Origin of the sequence: Ectopseudomonas toyotomiensis (assembly GCF_900115695.1) — a bacterium.
Classification (GTDB): domain Bacteria; phylum Pseudomonadota; class Gammaproteobacteria; order Pseudomonadales; family Pseudomonadaceae; genus Aquipseudomonas; species Aquipseudomonas toyotomiensis.
This window is the reverse complement of sequence record NZ_FOXK01000018.1, coordinates 25114-44316: the sequence shown is the minus strand read 5'-3', so window position 1 is coordinate 44316 and position 19203 is coordinate 25114. Positions and strand designations below refer to the sequence as shown.

16 protein-coding genes, 2 tRNA genes and 1 pseudogene are annotated in these 19203 nt (G+C 62.8%); 1 reads left to right on the top strand and 18 read right to left on the bottom strand.

Going from position 1 to position 19203, the window contains the following annotated elements; translation table 11 throughout:
- The 18 genes and pseudogenes from BM186_RS25155 to BM186_RS25070 all read right to left on the bottom strand — a co-directional run.
- Nucleotides 1-290: pseudogene (locus tag BM186_RS25155) on the bottom strand (C4-dicarboxylate ABC transporter); the annotation flags it as partial.
- Nucleotides 291-430: 140 nt separating this feature from the next.
- Entirely contained in the window at nt 431-1420 is a 990-nt protein-coding gene (gene dctP / locus BM186_RS25150; protein ID WP_072424815.1) for a C4-dicarboxylate TRAP substrate-binding protein DctP, read from the bottom strand.
- A 306-nt stretch (nt 1421-1726) separates the two neighbouring features.
- Nucleotides 1727-3112 carry a sigma-54-dependent transcriptional regulator gene (locus BM186_RS25145; RefSeq protein WP_074919106.1) on the bottom strand — a complete coding sequence of 462 codons (1386 nt, stop codon included), beginning with the start codon at nt 3110-3112 and terminating at the stop codon, nt 1727-1729.
- A complete protein-coding gene (locus tag BM186_RS25140; RefSeq protein ID WP_072424817.1) occupies nt 3109-4923 on the bottom strand; it encodes a sensor histidine kinase in 1815 nt (604 codons plus the stop codon). The genes BM186_RS25145 and BM186_RS25140 overlap by 4 nt, the downstream gene beginning before the upstream one ends.
- Before the next feature lie 90 nt (nt 4924-5013).
- Nucleotides 5014-5877, bottom strand: coding sequence for a dTDP-4-dehydrorhamnose reductase (gene rfbD, locus BM186_RS25135; RefSeq protein ID WP_074919104.1), 864 nt, complete (start codon nt 5875-5877; stop codon nt 5014-5016).
- Nucleotides 5874-6422: a dTDP-4-dehydrorhamnose 3,5-epimerase gene (gene rfbC / locus BM186_RS25130; RefSeq protein ID WP_074919102.1), complete on the bottom strand. Its 549-nt coding sequence runs from the start codon at nt 6420-6422 to the stop codon at nt 5874-5876. The genes rfbD and rfbC overlap by 4 nt, the downstream gene beginning before the upstream one ends.
- A complete protein-coding gene (rfbA, locus tag BM186_RS25125) occupies nt 6419-7291 on the bottom strand; it encodes a glucose-1-phosphate thymidylyltransferase RfbA (RefSeq protein ID WP_072424820.1) in 873 nt (290 codons plus the stop codon). The genes rfbC and rfbA overlap by 4 nt, the downstream gene beginning before the upstream one ends.
- Nucleotides 7292-7303: 12 nt before the next feature.
- On the bottom strand, nt 7304-8365 hold the full coding sequence (gene rfbB, locus BM186_RS25120) for a dTDP-glucose 4,6-dehydratase (protein WP_074919100.1): 1062 nt from the start codon (nt 8363-8365) through the stop codon (nt 7304-7306).
- Between the two features lie 133 nt (nt 8366-8498).
- Nucleotides 8499-8574 (bottom strand) — tRNA-Thr (locus tag BM186_RS25115).
- A gap of 294 nt (nt 8575-8868) precedes the next feature.
- Complete coding sequence (locus tag BM186_RS25110; RefSeq protein WP_074919098.1) at nt 8869-10083, bottom strand: methyltransferase; 1215 nt, start codon at nt 10081-10083, stop codon at nt 8869-8871.
- A 58-nt stretch (nt 10084-10141) separates the two neighbouring features.
- On the bottom strand, nt 10142-10831 hold the full coding sequence (locus BM186_RS25105) for an ABC transporter permease (RefSeq protein WP_045735745.1): 690 nt from the start codon (nt 10829-10831) through the stop codon (nt 10142-10144).
- Nucleotides 10828-11523 (bottom strand): ABC transporter permease, encoded by a 696-nt coding sequence (locus BM186_RS25100; protein ID WP_072424823.1) that lies wholly within the window; start codon nt 11521-11523, stop codon nt 10828-10830. The genes BM186_RS25105 and BM186_RS25100 overlap by 4 nt, the downstream gene beginning before the upstream one ends.
- 54 nt (nt 11524-11577) lie before the next feature.
- On the bottom strand, nt 11578-12330 hold the full coding sequence (locus BM186_RS25095; protein ID WP_045735743.1) for an ABC transporter substrate-binding protein: 753 nt from the start codon (nt 12328-12330) through the stop codon (nt 11578-11580).
- A 15-nt stretch (nt 12331-12345) separates the two neighbouring features.
- Entirely contained in the window at nt 12346-13119 is a 774-nt protein-coding gene (locus tag BM186_RS25090; RefSeq protein ID WP_072424824.1) for an ABC transporter ATP-binding protein, read from the bottom strand.
- A gap of 247 nt (nt 13120-13366) precedes the next feature.
- A tRNA-Phe gene (locus tag BM186_RS25085) sits at nt 13367-13442 on the bottom strand.
- 152 nt (nt 13443-13594) lie between these two features.
- Entirely contained in the window at nt 13595-13867 is a 273-nt protein-coding gene (locus tag BM186_RS25080) for an oxidative damage protection protein (RefSeq protein ID WP_017675953.1), read from the bottom strand.
- The gene (gene mutY, locus BM186_RS25075) at nt 13864-14931 is read right to left on the bottom strand and encodes an A/G-specific adenine glycosylase (protein WP_074919096.1); all 1068 of its coding nucleotides are present in this window, start codon (nt 14929-14931) and stop codon (nt 13864-13866) included. The genes BM186_RS25080 and mutY overlap by 4 nt, the downstream gene beginning before the upstream one ends.
- The gene (locus tag BM186_RS25070) at nt 14928-17153 is read right to left on the bottom strand and encodes an AsmA family protein (RefSeq protein WP_074919094.1); all 2226 of its coding nucleotides are present in this window, start codon (nt 17151-17153) and stop codon (nt 14928-14930) included. Before BM186_RS25070 ends, mutY begins: the two co-directional genes overlap by 4 nt.
- 377 nt (nt 17154-17530) lie before the next feature.
- Here BM186_RS25070 and BM186_RS25065 point away from each other — a divergent pair, with 377 nt between their 5' ends.
- On the top strand, nt 17531-19189 hold the full coding sequence (locus BM186_RS25065; RefSeq protein WP_072424827.1) for an OFA family MFS transporter: 1659 nt from the start codon (nt 17531-17533) through the stop codon (nt 19187-19189).
- Nucleotides 19190-19203 lie beyond the last annotated feature (14 nt).

The following is a 19203-nucleotide window of genomic DNA, read 5'->3' as shown; positions in this document are numbered from 1 at the left end:
CCGATGTGGCCGGCAGTACGCACGCCGTAGGCCAGGCCGAAGAAGATCAGCCAGCCGAACAGGGCCTTGGTCAGGGCATTGCTCCAGGTCATCGCCTGAGCCATGTCGAGAATGGAGTCGCCGATAGCGAGCAGAAACTCGTTACCGCCGAAGGCATCACCCAGCCAATAGAACAGGGTGTAGAAGTTGTTGAGGATCACGTAGACGAAAGTGATCAGCGTCATGGCCGCCAGGAGGAAAGCAATGAAGCCTTCCTCGAAGTGCTCCCAGACGCGCCGCAAGGCGTTCATGGTCGGTTCTCCCGAATGGAAAGGGCGTAGGGTGGGACGGTAGCCGGCCCACCGGTTACAGCGTTGATCGACGCCCGTCGCGGGCGTCGTGGTGGGTCAGAGCATCGACGCTCTGCCCACCCTACGGCTCTCCGGCCTTATTACTGGTTGGCTGCTTGCGCGGCCTTGATCAGGTCAGCGCCGATCTCGCCTTCGAACTTCTTCCATACCGGCTGCATGGCATCGCGCCATTGGCCGCGCTGCTCAGGAGTCAGGGTCAGGATCTCGGTGGTGCCTGCTTCGACGATGCGCTGCTTGTCGCCTTCGTTGAGGGCGTCAGCCTGCTTGTTCACCTCGACGGTGACCTCGGCGATGATCTTGTTCAGCTCGTCGCGTACGTCAGCCGGCAGACCTTCCCAGAACTTGGTGTTGGTGATCAGCATGTAGTCCAGCAGACCATGGTTGGACTCGGTGATGTACTTCTGAACTTCGTGCATCTTCTGGCTGTAGATGTTCGAGTAGGGGTTCTCGGCACCGTTGACCACACCAGTCTGCAGGCCCTGATATACCTCGGCGAAGCTCATCTTGCGCGGGTTGGCGCGCACGGCCTTGAACTGCTCTTCCAGTACGGCGGAAGCCTGTACGCGGAACTTCAGGCCACGGGCGTCTTTCGGCTCCAGCAGCGCCTTGTTGGCCGACAGCTGCTTCAGACCGTTGTGCCAGTAGGCCAGACCGGTGATGCCCTTGTCGGTCATGGAGGTCAGCAGTTTCTGGCCTTCCGGACCTTTCTGGAAGCGATCGACTGCAGCCATGTCGTCGAACAGGAACGGCAGGTCGAATACCTGCAGCTGCTTGGTGTAATGCTCGAACTTGGCCAGGGACGGGGCGATGATCTGGACGTCGCCGAGCAGCAGCGCTTCCATTTCCTTGCCGTCACCGAACAGCGAGGAGTTCGGGTAGACCTCGACCTTGACCTTGTCGCCCAGACGCTCTTCAGCCAGTTGCTTGAACAGCACGGCACCCTGACCTTTCGGGGTGTGCTCGGCAACCACGTGGGAGAACTTTATGACGATCGGGTCGGCAGCGTGAACCACGCCAGCGATGGACAGGGACAGGGCGCAAGCCAGCGCCTTGGCAGTCAGTTTGAACATGCGGATGCTTCCTCTTGTTGTGTTTATCGCATTTGCGCCGGGGCGCAGCTGACGAACGGACAAGAGCAAGTCTAGGCGGCTTGGAGAAAAACGCCGAAGGCATTAGCGAGGCCTGGACTTGTACTTGTGGGTTCGCTTGGGGCAAATCTAGAGCAACCCTTGTGCCAGACCTCTGTGGCATGCGCATGACAAGTGCGCAAAAGCCCTTGGCCAGAGGTCTTGATGGCTTCTGGCCAATCGCGGCGCGGGCCTTTCGAAGCGCTCCCCGGCCTATCGTTACGTTCGGATTTGGCGGTTTGCCGCCAGTCAGTCGAAGTCCTCTGGCGAGCTTCCGCCAGCGCCGGAGAAATTCAGCCCATGCTTACGCAGTTTGTCGTGCAGGGTCTTGCGCGGCACGCCCAGGGCTTCGGCCAGGCTGCGTAGCGAGCCGTGCGGGCGGCTCAGCTCGGCGGCGATGAGGGCGCGCTCGAAGGCTTCGACCTGTTCGCTGAGGCCGCCGTTGACCGGTGGCAGGTTTGGCGCGTTGCTGTCGAGCGCCAGCTCCAGGCCCAGCGCGAAGCGCTCGGCGGCGTTCTGCAACTCACGTACGTTGCCTGGCCAGGGATGACGCAGCAGCAGCGCACGCTGCCCCGGTTGCAGTTCACGTGGCGCCAGGGCGTGGCGGGCGGCCGCCCCTTCGGCGAAATGCTGGAACAGCAGCAGGGCGTCCTCGCCGCGCTCGCGCAGCGGCGGGATGGACAGCGGCGCAACGTTGAGGCGGTAGTAAAGGTCGGCGCGGAAGCGCCCGGCATCGGCGGCCTGGCGCAGGTCTTCCTTGGTCGCGGCGATCACGCGGATATCCAGTGGGATCAGCTGATTACCACCGAGGCGCTCGACCACGCGTTCCTGCAGCAGGCGCAGCAGCTTGACCTGCACATCCATACTCATGCTCTCGATCTCGTCGAGGAACAGGGTGCCGCCGTTGGCGAACTCGAACTTGCCGATGCGCCGTTTCTGCGCGCCGGTAAAGGCGCCGGCCTCGTGGCCGAACAGCTCGCTTTCCACCACCGACTCGGCCAGTGCGCCGGCGTTGATGGCGACGAAGGGCCCTTCGCGACGGTTGGACAGATCGTGCAGGGCGCGTGCGACCACCTCTTTACCGGCGCCGGTCTCGCCGAGAATCAGTACATCGGTGGCGATGCTGGCAAGTGCACCGATCTGTTCGCGCAGGCGTTGCATGGCCGGTGACTGGCCAACCAGGCGGCTGGACAGTTGCTGGCGGTCGTTGAGCGCCGTACGCAGGCTGCGGTTGTCCAGCACCAGGCGGCGCAGTTCCAGCGCGCGGCGTACGCTGTCGAGCAGATCATCATTGGCGAAGGGTTTTTCCAGAAAGTCGTAGGCGCCGGCGCGCATCGCCTGTACGGCCAGCGGCACGTCACCATGGCCAGTGATCAGCAGCACGGGTAGCTCGGCATCACGCTCGCGCAATTGCTGCAGCAGTTGCAGGCCATCGATGCCGGGCATGCGGATATCGCTGACCACCACGCCTGGCCAGCCAGCGGGAATGCGCGCGGCCAGACCCTGCGCATTGCCCAGGCTGAGGACCTTGAGCCCGGCCAGGTCGAGCGTCTGGCTGAGTGCCTGGCGCAGATGGGCGTCGTCGTCGATCAGCAGTACCTGAATGCGGCTGTCGATGGCGCTGTCGCTGGTCATGGCGAAGGGTCCTCTGAGGGTTGCAGGTTGACGCCGGGGGTGGCCAGGCGCAGGCGCAGGGTGATCAGCGCACCACCGGATGGATGATTGGCCAGCAGTAGTTCGCCGTCCAGCGCGCGCACCAGGCTGTCGCAGATGGCCAGCCCTAGCCCTAGGCCCTGGGCGCTGGTCTTGGTGGTGAAGAAGGGCTCACGCGCGCGCGCCAGTGATTCGGGCGAGAAGCCGGGGCCATTGTCACGCAGCAGCAGGTGAAGGTGCTCGGCTTGATGCTCGATGCTGATCCAGATGCGCCGTGGAGGTGCTTTATCGATCAACGCATCGAGCGCATTGCCGAGCAGATTGCCCAGCACCTGACGCAACCGCGTCTCGCCAGCTTGGACCCAGAGGGTGGCGTCCGGCAGATCGCGAATCAGTTCCACGTCCATGGCCCGGCGGCGCTTGGCCAACAGCGCCAGGGCATCGTCCAGCGCTGGTTGCAGGGCAACCCGCTCCGGCGCGTGGCGGTCGCGGCGGGCAAAGGCGCGCAAATGGGTGATGATCGAGGCCATGCGCTCGGTCAGCTCGCTGATCAGCTTGAGGTTGGCGCGGGCATCGTCGCTGCGCTGGTGATCGAGCAGGGTACTGGCGTTCTCCGCATAACTGCGGATCGCCCCCAGCGGCTGGTTGAGTTCGTGGCTGATGCTGGCACTCATGGTGCCGAGCGCCGACAGTTTACCGGCCTGGACCAGCTCGTCCTGAGCGCGCACCAGCTCCTGCTGAGCCTGTTCACGCTCGAGCACTTCCTGCTTGAGGCGGCTGTTGAGCAGTTCCAGGTCCTGCGTGCGTTCAGTCACGCGTTGCTCCAGTTCGGCTTTGGCGCGTGCGTCGAGGGCAATGCGTTCCAAGTAATGACGGCGACGGAGGATCAGCAGGCCGAGCAGCAACAGCAGTGCCAGCAGGGCGGCTGCCCCGACGGCCACGGCGCTGCGCACGGGGCGGTCGAGGAGGATGCGTGGGGCGAGAATGCTCACCGTCCAGCCGGTTTCTTCCAGGGAGCGGCTTTGTGTCAGCCAGGCGTTGGGATCGATATCGAGCAGGGGCGGCGCCTGGGTCGGGTAGGGCTGGTTGGCGGCGATGGCCGATTGCTCGACCCGGTCCAGCGGACGGCTGGCGTGGAAGCGCCAGTCCGGGCGTGAAGTGAGAATGACGACGCCATTGGTGTCGGTGACCAGCAGTTGCTCCGGGGTGTTGCCCCATAGGGTTTCGGTGTGATCGAGGTCGACCTTGACCACCAGTGCGCCGATATTGTGGTCGTCCTCGCGCACCGGATAGGCGAAGTAGTAACCGCGCTTGCCGGACGTTGTACCCAGGCCGAAGAAGCGCCCCAGGCGCCCGGCCAATGCTTCACGAAAATACGGGCGAAAGGCGAAATTGCCGGCGACGAAGCTGTCGGGCTTGTCCCAGTTGGAGGCAGCCAGGGTGACGCCGCGCGGGTTCATCAGGTAGATCACGTCGGCGCCGGTCTGGCTCTTCACGCGGGCCAGCAGTCGGTTGGCGTTGTCCAGCGCGGTCGGATCTTCAGGCGCATGCAGGGCCGCGCGCAGGCCCGGCAGATCGCCAAGAATCTGCGGCAGTACTTCGTAGCGGCGCAGCGTGCCGAGCAGGTTGGCCACATACAGATCGAGGGTTTGCCGGTTCTGTTCGATCAGCACTTCGCGGTAGTAGCGCTCGGCCAGGAAGTGAACGGGCCATAGCAGTGGCGCAAGCAGCAGCGCCAACAGCACGAGGCTGCGCCAGCGCAGGCGACGGGGAGTGGCAGTGTTCGTGCTCATGGCAAACCGTGCAGAAATGATCGGCGCATTATGCACGTTAAGCGCGTGGCCGGTGATGCGCACTGGCCGCGCGGATGAAACGCAGGGCCTTCAGTTCATGCGTTGCAGGCAGGCATCCAGTGCTGTGCGCCAGTCCGGCATGCGAACCTGCCAGTCTTGCTCCAGGCGCTCGCCATCCAGGCGCGAATTGAGTGGGCGCTGCGCCGGTGTCGGGTACTCGCTGCTGGGAATGGGGCGTAGCCTGGCGCAGGGTTTGCCGGCTGCACGCAGGCGCTCGGCGATGGCGCTGGCGAAGCCGAACCAACTGGTCTCGCCCTGACAGGTCAGGTGGTAGGTGCCCCAGTGATGGCGCCCCTGCTGCCACTTGTCGATCAGCTCGGCGGTGGCGCTGGCGATGCTGCCGGCCCAGGTCGGCGCGCCGATCTGGTCGTTGACCACGCTGAGCTCTTCGCGCTCCTGCAGCAGGCGCTGCATGGTCAGCAGGAAGTTGCGCCCGTGCTGCGAGTAGACCCAACTGGTGCGCAGGATCAGGTGGTCGCAGCCGCTGATGCGCAGCGCCTGTTCGCCGGCCGCCTTGCTGGCACCGTAGATGCTCAAGGGGTGTGGCGTATCGGCCTCACGGTAGGGGGTGGCCTTGCTGCCGTCGAAGACGTAGTCGGTGGAGTAGTGGATCAGCGGGATGTCCAGCTCGAAGCAGGCATCGGCCATGGCGCCCGGCGCTTCGGCATTGATGGCGAAGGCGAGTTCGCGCTCCTGTTCGGCCTGATCGACGGCGGTGTACGCGGCGGCATTGATCACTAGCGCCGGCCGCTCGCGCAGGATGATTTCGCGCAGGCTGTCCGGGCGGGACAGGTCGAATGCCTGCCTGCCGAGACTGATCAGTTCGTGCTGGTGCAGGGCCAGTTGCAGTTCGCGGGCGACCTGGCCGGTATGGCCGCTGATCAGAATCTTCATGCGAAGGTCTCGGCGTCGGTCAGGCTCAGGCCCTGTTGGTCCTTGGCGGAGAGTTGTGGCGACAGACCGTCGAGCGGCCAGTCGATGGCCACCTGTGGGTCGTCCCAGCGGATGCAGCGCTCATGAGCGGGGGCGTAGTAGTCGGTGGTCTTGTAGAGGAACTCGGCGTATTCGCTGAGTACCAGAAAGCCGTGGGCGAAACCTTCCGGCACCCACAGCTGGCGTTTGTTTTCGGCGGACAGATGCACGCCGACCCACTTGCCGAAATTCGCCGAGCTGCGGCGTACGTCGACCGCGACGTCATAGACCTCGCCGGCACTGACGCGTACGAGCTTGCCCTGGGCCTGCTGCAGTTGATAGTGCAGGCCGCGCAGCACGCCGCGGGCGGAGCGCGAATGATTGTCCTGGACGAATTCGCGGGTTACCCCGGTGGCTTCGGCAAAGCGCCGTGCGTTGAAACTCTCGTAGAAGAAGCCGCGTTCGTCACCGAATACCTGGGGTTCGAGAATCAGCACTTCCGGCAATGCTGTGGTAATCACCTTCATGGGAGTTCCTCGGCAAGCTTGTACAGGTACTGACCGTAGCCGGTCTTGCCCAGCGCCTTGGCGCACGCGAGCAGTTTGTCGCGGTCGATCCAGCCCTGCTGATAGGCGATTTCTTCGAGACAGGCGACCTTCAGGCCCTGGCGCTTTTCCACGGTCTGCACGTAGTGCGAGGCATCGAGCAGGCTGTCGTGGGTTCCGGTGTCGAGCCAGGCGAAACCGCGGCCGAAGCGCTCAACGCGCAGGTCGCCACGGGCCAGATAGGCGTTGTTCACATCGGTGATTTCCAGCTCGCCGCGTGGCGAGGGTTTCACTGCCTTGGCGATCTGCACCACGTCGTTGTCGTAGAAGTACAGGCCGGTCACGGCAAAGCTGGACTTGGGTTTTGCCGGCTTTTCCTCGATCGACAGCGCATTGCCGGCGGCGTCGAACTCGACCACACCAAAACGCTCGGGATCGCTGACCCAGTAGCCGAAAACCGTGGCACCGCTGTCGTGGGTGGCTGCGCGCAGTAGCTTCTCGGTGAAATGCTGACCATGGAAGATGTTGTCGCCGAGGATCAGGCACACCGAGTCGTCACCAATGAACGACTCGCCGATCAGGAAGGCTTGCGCCAGGCCGTCGGGAGAAGGTTGCTCGGCATACTGCAGTTCGATGCCGAACTGGCTGCCGTCACCGAGCATCTTGCGGAAGTTGGGCAGATCTTCGGGAGTGGAGATGATCAGAATCTCGCGAATGCCGGCCAGCATCAGCACCGACAACGGGTAGTAGATCATCGGCTTGTCATAGATCGGCAGCAGCTGCTTGGACACGCCGAGGGTAATGGGGTGCAGACGAGTGCCGGAGCCACCGGCGAGGATGATGCCTTTCATTGTTCCTGCTCCTTAGAGTGCGCCGAGTCGCTGACCCTGATAACTGCCATCCTGCACGCGGCGGCACCAGTGGAGGTTGTCCAGGTACCACTGCACGGTCTTGCGCAGGCCGGTTTCGAATGTTTCCTGCGGCACCCAGCCCAGCTCGCGCTCGATCTTGCCAGCGTCGATGGCGTAGCGCAGGTCATGGCCCGGGCGATCCTGCACGTAAGTGATGAGGTCCTCATAGCGCGCGATACCAGCCGGCTTCTGTGGCGCCAGTTCCTCCAGCAGTGCGCAGATGGCGCGCACCACATCGAGGTTCTTCTGCTCGTTGTGGCCGCCGATGTTGTAGGTCTCGCCGACCTGACCTTCGCTGACCACCTTGAGCAGGGCGCGCGCGTGGTCTTCCACATACAGCCAGTCGCGCACCTGCTGACCGTTGCCATACACCGGCAGCGGTTTGCCCGCCAGCGCGTTGAGGATCATCAGTGGGATCAACTTTTCGGGGAAATGATAGGGGCCGTAGTTGTTCGAGCAGTTGGTGATCAACACCGGCAGGCCATAGGTGCGCTGCCAGGCACGGACCAGATGGTCGGACGCCGCCTTGCTCGCTGAATAAGGCGAGCTGGGCGCGTAGGGAGTGGTTTCGGTGAAGAGGTCATCGACACCGTGCAGGTCGCCGTACACCTCGTCGGTGGAAATGTGATGGAAGCGAAAGGCCGCTTTGCGTTCTGCGCTCAGGCCAAGCCAATAGGCGCGGGTGCTTTCCAGCAGGCTGTAGGTGCCGACGATATTGGTCTGGATAAAGGCCGCTGGGCCATCGATGGAGCGGTCGACATGAGATTCGGCCGCCAGGTGCATGATGGCGTCGGGCTGGAATTCGGCCAGCGTCTGCGCAACCACAGGGCTGTCGGCGATGTCCGCCTGGACGAAGCGGTAGCGCGGGTTGTCATCAACGGGTGCAAGCGATTCCAGGTTGCCGGCGTAGGTCAACTTGTCGAGGTTGAGTACTTGATGCTCGGTACTTTGGATCAGATGGCGAATCAGCGCCGAACCGATGAAGCCGGCGCCGCCGGTAACAAGAATGCGCATCTGCTCATAACCTCGCTATGTAACCTTTCGCCATACCCACGAGCCGAGTGCGGTAAGTGCAATGAACAAGCGACGGATGTGGGCAGGAGCAAAAACAAAAAAGGCCTGCATGAAAGCAGGCCCTGATATTAGATGGTGCCGGCACCAGGAGTCGAACCCGGGACCTACTGATTACAAGTCAGTTGCTCTACCAGCTGAGCTATACCGGCACTGAAGGGCCGCCATTATATCCATTCATCGGCCTGAGTAAAGCCACCTTCGAGCCAGGTTTTTCCGGGCTCGGCTATCAGCAGCTTCTGGCTTATGCACAAAGAGAAGGCGTATCCGATAGCCGTGCACCGGCTCTGTGCGCTGGATCACGATTTTTCGCAAGTTATTGTTTTTGCTAGGGCTTCGAAGGCTGTTCGAAAAATGATCAGATGTCTACGAGGCAATTCCCAAGTGGCTTTGGCGCATTTGCCCAGAAAGGATCAACAGAGTTATCCACAGCTTCTGTGTGCAACTCAGGCACGTTCGGCCAGTAGTAGCAGGTTGCGCGGGCTCAGCTGGTAATCGCAGAAGGTGCCCAGCTTCACTTCGTAGCCCTGTTCCTGCAGATACAGGGCGCGGTCGAGCAGCAGCCAGAGTTCCAATGGCCGGCGGAACAGGTTGCGCAGCAACTCCAGATTGCGCACTTCGGCCAGGCGTTGCCAGCCGCGAGCTTCCAGTGCCGGCCAGTCCTGCTCGCCAGGCGCTGGCACTTCACGCAGTTCGGTGAGGTCATGACAGAAGCTGGGGAACGGTTTGCTCAACCAGTCGCTGGGCAGCGATGGCGTTGGCAGGTATTCATCGATGCCGCGTAGCTGGCGTTGCAGCAGATCGAAAGCCAGGCGCCAGGCCATCGACTGATTGCGTTGTCTGCGCACGCGCGCGCCAGCGGTAACGGTCTCGCTCAGCGGCAGGCCGAGGTCGTCGCGTGAAAGCCGCAAGGCGGAGGCTTGTGCGGCAGTCGAGAGCGCTTGGTATTGCAGGCCGGCGATGCGGTTGTAGCAGCAGGGCGCAACCGCCAGTTGTGGGCATCCGTTGCGGCTGGCCAGTTGCAGCAGGCGGACATGCAGGTCGCCACAGGCGTGCAGGGCCACCGGGGTATGTTCTTTCGTCACGCACTGATCGCAATCATCGGCAAGCACATCCTGCTGTAGGTGTGCGGCAGCCAGTCCCAGGCGTTTGCTCAGTGCGCTACCGGACTCGATCAGTGCTGGATCGTGCTCCAGGCAGGTCAGGTGCTGGTCATTCTGGGTCAGCCAGCGACCTAGGTGGCCTTTGCCGGAGCACCAGTCGAGCCAGTGCGTGGGGCGCTGGCGAAACTGCAGATGGTTTGCGAAGGCCTGGATCTGCGCCAGCTTTCTGCCAGGTACATCGACGCTGAAGGTGTGCGCACGCGGAGGACTGTCCAGGTATGGAATCTCGCCCAGCTGGCTAAGCGCTTGCGCTTGGTGGGCCAGCTCAGGAAGGGGGGCTGGTGCAGAGAGGGCGAAGGGGCTGTTGTCGCTGGCTTCAGCCTGCTCCAGGGAGCGGCTGCGCAGCCAGGCGGCGAGCTCTGGTAGCTTGCTCTCCCATGGCAGTTGCAGGTAATGAAATGGCCGAGGGCGCCAGAGCGCCTGATGCTGCAGAAGAAAGCTGTCCAGGGCCTGGAAGCGAGCGAGCAGATCGCCAGAGGTAAGGATGGGCTCGGACATCGTGCGTATGCGTCTGGTTGGGCCAGGCGGCCCACATCAAGAGGGCTGCCCGGTTGGCTTAGCGACCCTGGCAGGCGTCGACGCGCAGCCAGCGCTCCAGCAGGCGGAAGGCGCGCACCAGCACGAAGGCGATGACCAGGTAGAACAGGCCTGCGGCAAAGAATATCTCCACCGGCAAATAGGTGCGCGCGATGATGGTGCGCGCCATGCCGGTCAGCTCCAGCAGCGTCACGGTGCTGGCCAGGGCGCTGGCCTTGAGCATCAGGATCACTTCGTTGCTGTAGGCCGGCAGGCCGATGCGTGCTGCACGCGGCAGGATGATGTAGAACATGGTCTTGGCCCGCGACATGCCCAGCGCGCGCGCCGCTTCCACTTCTCCGGGCGGTACGGCCTGAATCGCGCCGCGCAGAATCTCGGCGATATAGGCGGCGGTGTGCAGGGTCATGGTGATGATCGCGCACCAGTACGGCGAGCGCAGGTAGGGCCAGAGTGGGCCCTGGCGCACCGCGTCGAATTGCGCCAGGCCGTAGTAGACCAAAAACAGCTGTACCAGCAGCGGTGTGCCGCGGAAGAAGAAGATGTAGCCATAGGGCAGGGCACGCACGTACCAGTGCTTGGATGCGCGGGCGATGCCCATCGGCAGTGCGAGGATTAGGCCGGCGACGACCGCGATGGCCACCAGCTCCAGGGTCAGCAGCGCACCTTCGGACAGGCGCGGCAGCCACTTGATGATGACTTCCCAGTTCATGACGCGCTCCGGACGAAGCCGCGGCTAGCGCGCTTCTCGAGGAAATGCAGGCCGATCATGGCGAGAACGGTCAGGCCCAGATAAATGAAGGCGGCGACCATGTAGAAGGTGAAGGGCTCCTTGCTGGCGGTCACGGCGATCTGCGAACGGCGCATGATCTCCTCCAGGCCGATCACCGACACCAGCGCGGTGTCCTTCATCAGAATCATGAACAGGTTGCCCAGGCCGGGCAGGGCGATGCGCCACATCTGCGGCAGGATCAACTTCCAGAGAATGCGCGCCTTGGACATGCCGAGTGCCATGCCGGCTTCGCGGTGGCCCTTGGGGATCGCCAGAATGGCGCCACGGAACACTTCGGTGGCGTAGGCGCCGAAACACAGGCCGAGGGCAATGGTGCCCGCGGCGAAGGCGGAGAGTTCGAGGCTCTCGACGCCAAGCAGGTCGGCCAGGCTGCGCATCAGGCCAACCGTGCCGAAATAGATCAGCAGCACCCAGAGCAATTCGGGTACGCCGCGCACGATGGTGGAATAGCTGCCGCCGAGCCACTGCAGCGGCTTGTAGGGCGAAGTCTTGGCCAGCGCACCGAGCAGGCCAAGCACCAGACCCACTGCCAGCGCGGACAGCGCCAGTTGGATGGTCATCAGGGTGCCGGCGGCCAGGGCGGGGCCGAATCCGTGGAGTTCGAAAATCATCGGAGGGCTCGGGCAACTGCGCCGCCCATTGGGCGGCGCAATGCCGTCAGGTCATCAATAGATGCTGAACGGGAAGTACTTGTCGTTGATCTGCTTGTAGGTGCCGTCTTCGATGATGGCCTGCAGAGCGGTGTTCAGCTTCTCGCGCAGCGGGTCGCCCTTGCGCACGGCGATGCCGATCTTGTCGTTGTCGAATACCGGGTCGCCCTTGAACTCGAAGTCCTTGCCTGCGTCGCTCTTGAGCCATTCCCAGTTGACGAAGGTGTCAGCCAGTACGCCGTCGAGACGGCCGGAAGCCAGGTCGAGGTAGGCGTTTTCCTGAGTGTCATACAGCTTGATGTCGACCACCTTGTCCAGGTTGTCTTCCAGCCAGGTGCCGGCAATGGTAGCGCGCTGCGCACCGATCACCTTGCCTTTGAGGCTGCCGGCATCGGTCTTGAAGTCGGCCGATTTCGGTGCGATGAACTGCAGCTTGTTGGTGTAGTAGGGCTCGGTAAAGTCGACCGCTGCCTGACGCTCTTCAGTGATCGACATCGAAGCGATCAGGAAGTCAAATTTCTTGGCGTTCAGGGCTGGGATGATGCCATCCCAGTCAGAGGTGACCACTTCGCACTCGGCCTGCATCTTGGCGCACAGCGCCTGGCCGATTTCCACGTCGAAGCCGGTGACCTTGCCACTGGCGTCGATCAGGTTGAAGGGTGGGTAGGCGCCTTCGGTGCCGAGTTTCAGTTTGTCAGCTGCGACAGCGCTGGTGCCGAAAGCCAGGGTAGCGGCTGCGGCCAGCAGGATCTTCTTATAGTTCTGCATGCATGTTGCTCCGTGTTAGCGATTGCTGGACATGAATTGTTTACAGCGTGCCGAGTTGGGGTTGTCAAACACCTGGGCGGGTGGCCCCTGTTCCTCGACCAGGCCTTGGTGGAGGAACACCACCTCACTGGAAACCTGGCGAGCGAAACTCATTTCATGGGTCACCAGCAGCATAGTGCGACCCTCATCGGCAAGCGCGCGAATCACATTAAGCACTTCTTGTACCATCTCCGGGTCGAGCGCCGAAGTCGGCTCGTCGAACAGGATCACCTTCGGCTGCATGGCCAGGGTGCGGGCGATGGCTGCGCGTTGCTGCTGGCCGCCGGAAAGCTGGTTGGGATACACATGACGCTTGTCGGCGATGCCGACCTTGGCCAGCAGCGCCTCGGCCACCTCGATGGCTTCGGCCTTGCTCTGGCCAAGCACGCGGCGCGGCGCCTCGATGATGTTGTCGAGCACGCTCATGTGCGGCCACAGGTTGAAGTTCTGGAAGACGAAACCGATCTCGCTGCGCAGGCGGTTGATCTGCCTGTTGTCGGCAGCAACCAAATCGCCATTCTTCGCGGCCTTGAGCTTGAGCTCCTCGCCAGCGACGAAAATCTGACCCTGATGCGGGTTTTCCAGCAGATTGATGCAGCGTAGGAAAGTGGACTTGCCGGAGCCGGAAGAGCCGAGAATGGAGATGACGTCGCCGTCTTTGGCCGTCAGTGAAATACCCTTGAGCACTTCGAGATCGCCGTAGCGTTTGTGCAGGTTGCGGATTTCCAGCGCGGGCGTCGCCTCGGCCATGGGGTGGTGTCCTCTTCTTCTTCGAATGCACTCCGGCGTACGGCGGGCCGTCCTGGCTGGCGGCCAAGCTAGCATAGCGTTTCCGTGACCGCCAAGCCGTTTGCTGGGCGATAGAGGGTCGCCGGGTTGCAGGTGTCGCCTGGTTACAGTTGCTTGTCGCGCAGGCGAAACAATGGCACACGAAAATTGCCGGAGACAGAAAGCAAAAAGCCCCAGCACATGGCTGAGGCTCTTCGTTTGCTATTCATGGTGCCCAGGGACGGAATCGAACCGCCGACACGGGGATTTTCAATCCCCTGCTCTACCAACTGAGCTACCTGGGCCAACGGGGCGCTATTAGACGGATTTGAAGGATCAGTGTCAAGCGCGGGTTTGAAAAATATTTAATTATTTCGGGCGCTTAGGTTCGTGAGGGTAGGGTGCGCCGTGCGCACCGCCCTGTAGATGCCCTGGTGCGCGCGGCGCACCCTACGTCTTATTCGCTCGGCGGTACGTAGCCTTCGGCCTGGGCGTATTCCTCGCCGGAGAGGAACTTGTCCATCTCGGCTTGCAGGAACTTGCGGTCTTCGGCGTTCATCATGTTCAGGCGACGCTCATTGATCAGCATGGTCTGGTGCTTTTGCCACTCGTCCCAGGCTTGCTTGGAAACGTTGGTGAAGATGTCTTCACCCTTGGGGCCGGGGTAGGGCGCGCGATCCAGGCCGGGCAGTTCCTGTTTGTATTTGCGGCACAGCACGGTGCGGGTCATGTCGGTTCTCCGGCGGTAATGACTTGCGCCGCGCGCTTGAGCAGCTTCTTCACCGGGGCGGCGAGGCCCAGGCGCGGCGGGGTGGCGAGGTTATACCAGAGCCAGTCGGCCTCGGCCACGCGACCCGGCTGTTCGGTTGCCTCAATCAGCCAGGGTTCGATGGCCAACTGGAAATGGCTGAAGGTGTGGGTCAGGCCTTCCAGCTCGCGGCGCTCGCCGAGTTGGAGCTGTTGTTGTCTGCCGAGTTCATCGAGCTGGGAGAGGTCGTCCAGCTCCGGCAGGCTCCACAGTCCGCCCCATAGCCCGGTTGAGGGGCGGCGATAGAGCAGGATGTCACCGGCGTGATTGACCAGCAGCGGCATCAGCGTGCGTTTCTGCGGCAGTGTCTTGCGCGGCTTGGGCACCGGGTAGCGGATTTCCAGGCCGAGCAGATGCGCCTGGCAGCCGCTGCGCACCGGGCACAGCAGGCAGGTGGGTTTGCTTCGTGTGCAGAGGGTGGCGCCGAGGTCCATCATCGCCTGGGTGTAGTGGTTGACGCGTTCATGCGGGGTGAAGCGCTCTGCCACGTCCCACAGCTGTTTGGCCACTTTCGGCTCGCCTGGGTAGCCCTCCTGCGCCACGTAGCGCGCCAGCACACGCTTGACGTTGCCGTCGAGGATCGGCGCTCGTACGCCCATGCTCAGACTGGCGATGGCGCCGGCGGTGGAGCGACCAATGCCGGGCAGTTCGGCCAGCGCCTCGACGCTGCGCGGGAACTCGCCACCGTGCTCACGCATGACGATCTGTGCGGTCTTCTGCAGGTTGCGCGCGCGGGTGTAGTAACCCAGGCCGGTCCACAGGTGCAGTACTTCATCCTCGGGAGCTTCGGCTAGGTCGCGTACCGTGGGTAATGCGGCCATAAAACGGTCGAAGTAGCCGAGCACGGTGCTGACCTGGGTCTGCTGCAGCATGATTTCCGACACCCAGACACGGTACGGCGTGATGTTCTGCTGCCAGGGCAGATCCTTGCGCCCGTGCTGGTCGTACCAGGCCAGCACGGCGCCGTTGAACTGCTCGGGGCTCATCGGTTGAACAGGCCCTTGAGTGCGTCTTTCAGATCCGGGCTGACCTTGTCACCGAGCTTCTCTTCCAGCTTCTCGGTCAGCTTGTTGCCGGCCAGGCGCGCAGCGATCTTGCCCAGGCCGTCCTGATCCAGGCGGCAGGCCTTGGCGCCGAGCTCCAGCGGGCCGCGACAGCGCAGCGGCCATTCGATGCCGACGTAGCGCTCGTTGACCTGGCAGGCCGGGTCCGGCATTTCGCGCTGGTCGCCTTCCAAGGTGATACCGACCTTGTAGTCGAGGCCGAGCACACGCAGGTCGAGGTCGCCGTTGCCGCTGACTGCCAGACCCGGCACCTGGGCCTTGAGGTCCGGGTTATGGGCGACGCCATCGCGCACGCTGAGGCTGCCCTTGAGTTCGCGGAAGGGGGTGTCCTTGCCGGTTGGCGGGTTACTCAACGCCTTGCGGTTGAGGGTGGCGATGCCGCGGCACAGTTGCTGTTCGAGGTTGGCGTCGACCAGCACGCCGTCGTTGAGGACGAAGCTGGCGTTGCCATTGAGCGCTTCGATCCAGGCCTTCTGGCTGTTGCCGCGGGTGTTGAATTTGGCATCCAGGTCGAGCAGGCCCTTGATCGGCGACGGCTGATCGTCCTTCTTCAGCAGTGGTTCCAGCGGCATGCGGCTGACGCGCTTTTCCACGCTGAGCATCGGCTCGGCCTGGCGGACGTCTATGCGCCCGCTACCGACGAAGCTGCCGCCCTGCAGTTTGCCGCGCGCCTCTTCCACCGTGATCAGACCGCCCCGGCCATTGGCCTTGAGATTGACGTCGCTGAGCTGATGCTTGTCGTAGGTTAGCTGGGCGAGGCTGAGCGCCAGTTGCAGGTCGAGCTTGCGCAGCTGGTCCACCGGCAGCACTTTCTCGTCGCTCCAGGCCTGCTGGGTGGGTTTGTTGGGCAGTGGGGTGGAGCCGTCCTTGCCGGCGCCGGCGATACTGTCCTTGACCTCCGCCTTGCGCGCGGCAGCGGCGCTATCCTGGGTTTTGGGCGGTAGGTAGCGATCGAGGTCGAGCTTGTCGCCCTTGAGGTCGATGCGCAGTGCCTGCTTGCTGACATCGGCCACGCCGAGCTTGCCGGTGAAGTTGCTGCCGTCGAGTTTGAGGTTGAGCTCTTCGAACATCATGCCCTTGCTCGAACCGTTCAGGCGGCTGACCAGCTCGAACTGGTTAAGGGCATCGCCAGCCTGCATGGCCGGCAATTCGACGCCGATGCCGTCGAGGAACTCGCGCAGGTTGAGCGAGGCGATGGACAGCCCGCCGGAGATCTTGGCGTCCTCGCCCAGTTCGCGCGCCTTGATCTCGCCGAGGGCGCGCAATTGGTTGGCCGATAGCTTGAGGCCATTCCACTCGGCTACGTTGGCAGCCAGGTCCACCAGCAGTTGGCCCTGGGCAGAGAAGTTGAGGGTCTTGCCCTTGAGTGGCTCGCCCGAGGCTTCACCGGCCAGTTTGAGGTCTTCGAACTGATAGCGCTTGAGCGCGCGATCGAAGCGTAGCTGGCCTTCAATCTCGCTGCGTGCACGCAGCACTGGCTGATTGGTGCCGAAGAAGGCGCTGAGCTTGACCGGGATACTGGCACCCTCGCGGATGGCGCCGGTTTTCAGCTCGATATTCTCGACGGTGAATTGCTGACCTTTCTGCGCGTCGCTGTAGTCGATGCGCGAGTTGCTCAGGGTCAGGCTGTCGATATCCAGTTTGACCGGCTGGCCGGCCGGTTTGTCACTCGGCTGGCTCGGCGGCGTTTCTTCGCTCGGCGCCGGCTCGCTGGGCGTTTGCTGTGGCGCACTGGCCTGGGCCGGGCGGCCAACGCCTTCCCAGTTGCCATGGCCTTTGTCGTCACGCTGGAGGTTGAGGTTGAGTCCGTCGACGCGGATGTCGCTCATCTGCACTTCCTTACGCAGCAGCGGCATCACGCGGACGGAAAGGCCGATCATGCGCAGGTCGGCGAAAGGTTTGTCCGGGGTATCGGCGCTGGCCAGGGTGGCGTCGGTCAGCTCCAGACCCAGCCAGGGGAACAGGCTCCAGCCGATGTCGCCCCTGAGCTGCAGCTCGAGGTTGGCCTTGTCGCGGGCGATCTGGCGGATCTCGTCCTTGTAATCGTTGGGGTCGAACAGATGAGTCAGGGCGAACAGCAGCGCCACTACGATCAGCAGCAAGCCGAGAAAGAAAAGGCCCAGGATCTTGCCTAACGCTTTCATGAACGGGTCCTTGGTTTCGAGAGCTGGAATGGCGGTGTGCAGAAGACTGCCGATTATAGCGTCATGGCGCCATGTCCAGGCGCCCGCTTGAGGCGCTGAGCAGGGATCGGCTTGAGCTTGGATTGGAATAGGTTCGAGCGGTTCCCCGCAGCTGCGCCGGGCAGTGGATTGGCAGTTGTATCGACGCCGTCTATCACGCAATAGATGAGATCTTTTGGGTTTTTGCGTAAAAAGCAAAAAATCTGCATAAATTGATAAAAATTGACTTCTTGCGCGGCGATTTGTCGCGCCCTGGTGCTACTCTCCGCAAGCTTTTACCTCGGCGAGTCTATGCGATTGCCCTTGCTTGCTCGTAACCATAAGAAGAGACCTACTCTATGACTGACGCCTTTGTATTGGACGGCGATGTGGCGAAGCCCGCATTTCTATCCAAGGAGCGCATCATCGCGCGCCCCGGTTTCAACCGTTGGTTGGTTCCGCCAGCCGCTCTCGCCATTCACCTGTGTATCGGCATGGCCTACGGCTTCTCGGTATTCTGGTTGCCGCTGTCGAAGGCGGTCGGTATCACCGCTGCCACGGCTTGTGCCCCGGAAATGGGCTTCTTCGAGCAGATCTTCGCCAGCAACTGCGACTGGCAGATCTCCATGCTCGGCTGGATCTATACCCTGTTCTTCGTTTTCCTCGGTTGCTCGGCTGCCATCTGGGGTGGCTGGTTGGAACATGCTGGCCCGCGTAAGGCGGGCGTGGTCTCCGCGCTGTGCTGGTGCGGCGGTCTGCTGATTTCCGCGCTGGGTATCTATACCCACCAGATCTGGCTGCTATGGCTGGGCTCGGGGGTAATCGGTGGTATCGGTCTCGGCCTGGGTTACATCTCGCCGGTTTCGACCTTGATCAAGTGGTTCCCGGACAAGCGCGGCATGGCCACCGGCATGGCGATCATGGGCTTCGGCGGTGGTGCGATGGTCGGTGCGCCGCTGGCGGCAATCCTGATGAATCACTTCGCGTCGGCTGAAGGCGTGGGCGTGTGGCAGAGCTTCGTGGTCATGGCGGTGATCTACTTCATCTTCATGATGGGTGGTGCGCTGTCCTACCGCGTACCGCCGACCGGCTGGAAACCGGCAGGCTGGACCGCGCCGACAGCCAAGGCCAACAACGCGATGATCACCAAGGGTCACGTACACGTGAACACCGCGTGGAAGACCCCGCAGTTCTGGCTGGTCTGGGCCGTGCTGTGCCTGAACGTGTCGGCGGGTATCGGCATCATCGGCATGGCTTCGCCGCTGCTGCAGGAAGTCTTCGCCGGCAAGCTGATCGGTGTCGACCTGGCCTTCAACGAGCTCAGCTCCGCGCAACTGGTCGAGATCGCCGCCATCGCTGCGGGCTTCACCGGTCTGCTCAGCCTGTTCAACATCGGTGGCCGCTTCTTCTGGGCCTCCTGCTCGGACTTTATCGGTCGCAAGGGCACCTACTTCGTGTTCTTCGGGCTGGGCTTCGCGCTCTACGCTTCGGTGCCGATGCTCGGTCACCTGGGCAGCCTGGCGCTGTTCGTGCTGGCGTTCTGCATCATCCTGTCGATGTACGGCGGCGGCTTCGCCACCGTGCCCGCCTACCTGGCCGATTTGTTCGGCACGCAGATGGTCGGCGCGATCCACGGTCGCCTGCTGACTGCCTGGGCGGTGGCTGGTGTGCTTGGCCCGGTGCTGGTCAACTACCTGCGCGAGTACCAGTTGAGCATCGGAGTGGAGAAGGCTGCGGCCTACGACATCACTCTGTACATCCTTGCCGGTCTGCTGGTGCTGGGCTTCATCTGCAACTCCCTGGTGCGTCCGGTGGCGCCAAAGTACTTCATGACCGAGGCCGAGCTGGCCGCCGAGCGCGCCCATGGCGAGAAGTCGGCGCCGGCAGCGAGCGAGCTGGAGTGGTCGGCTGATCCGTCGAGCAAGCCGGTGGCAGTCGCCGCCTGGCTGGTGGTGGGTATCCCGCTGGCCTGGGGTGTGTGGATCACCCTGCAGAAGACCGTCGTGCTGTTCCAGTAACGCCGTGCTTGTGG

Excerpts from the sequence above, each read along its gene's own strand:
- dctP (WP_072424815.1), bottom strand. The coding sequence starts at position 1,420 with ATGTTCAAACTGACTGCCAAGGCGCTGGCTTGCGCCCTGTCCCTGTCC.
- BM186_RS25145 (WP_074919106.1), bottom strand. The coding sequence starts at position 3,112 with ATGACCAGCGACAGCGCCATCGACAGCCGCATTCAGGTACTGCTGATC.
- BM186_RS25140 (WP_072424817.1), bottom strand. The coding sequence starts at position 4,923 with ATGAGCACGAACACTGCCACTCCCCGTCGCCTGCGCTGGCGCAGCCTC.
- rfbD (WP_074919104.1), bottom strand. The coding sequence starts at position 5,877 with ATGAAGATTCTGATCAGCGGCCATACCGGCCAGGTCGCCCGCGAACTG.
- rfbC (WP_074919102.1), bottom strand. The coding sequence starts at position 6,422 with ATGAAGGTGATTACCACAGCATTGCCGGAAGTGCTGATTCTCGAACCC.
- rfbA (WP_072424820.1), bottom strand. The coding sequence starts at position 7,291 with ATGAAAGGCATCATCCTCGCCGGTGGCTCCGGCACTCGTCTGCACCCC.
- rfbB (WP_074919100.1), bottom strand. The coding sequence starts at position 8,365 with ATGCGCATTCTTGTTACCGGCGGCGCCGGCTTCATCGGTTCGGCGCTG.
- BM186_RS25110 (WP_074919098.1), bottom strand. The coding sequence starts at position 10,083 with ATGTCCGAGCCCATCCTTACCTCTGGCGATCTGCTCGCTCGCTTCCAG.
- BM186_RS25105 (WP_045735745.1), bottom strand. The coding sequence starts at position 10,831 with ATGAACTGGGAAGTCATCATCAAGTGGCTGCCGCGCCTGTCCGAAGGT.
- BM186_RS25100 (WP_072424823.1), bottom strand. The coding sequence starts at position 11,523 with ATGATTTTCGAACTCCACGGATTCGGCCCCGCCCTGGCCGCCGGCACC.
- BM186_RS25095 (WP_045735743.1), bottom strand. The coding sequence starts at position 12,330 with ATGCAGAACTATAAGAAGATCCTGCTGGCCGCAGCCGCTACCCTGGCT.
- BM186_RS25090 (WP_072424824.1), bottom strand. The coding sequence starts at position 13,119 with ATGGCCGAGGCGACGCCCGCGCTGGAAATCCGCAACCTGCACAAACGC.
- BM186_RS25080 (WP_017675953.1), bottom strand. The coding sequence starts at position 13,867 with ATGACCCGCACCGTGCTGTGCCGCAAATACAAACAGGAACTGCCCGGC.
- mutY (WP_074919096.1), bottom strand. The coding sequence starts at position 14,931 with ATGAGCCCCGAGCAGTTCAACGGCGCCGTGCTGGCCTGGTACGACCAG.
- BM186_RS25070 (WP_074919094.1), bottom strand. The coding sequence starts at position 17,153 with ATGAAAGCGTTAGGCAAGATCCTGGGCCTTTTCTTTCTCGGCTTGCTG.
- BM186_RS25065 (WP_072424827.1), top strand. The coding sequence starts at position 17,531 with ATGACTGACGCCTTTGTATTGGACGGCGATGTGGCGAAGCCCGCATTT.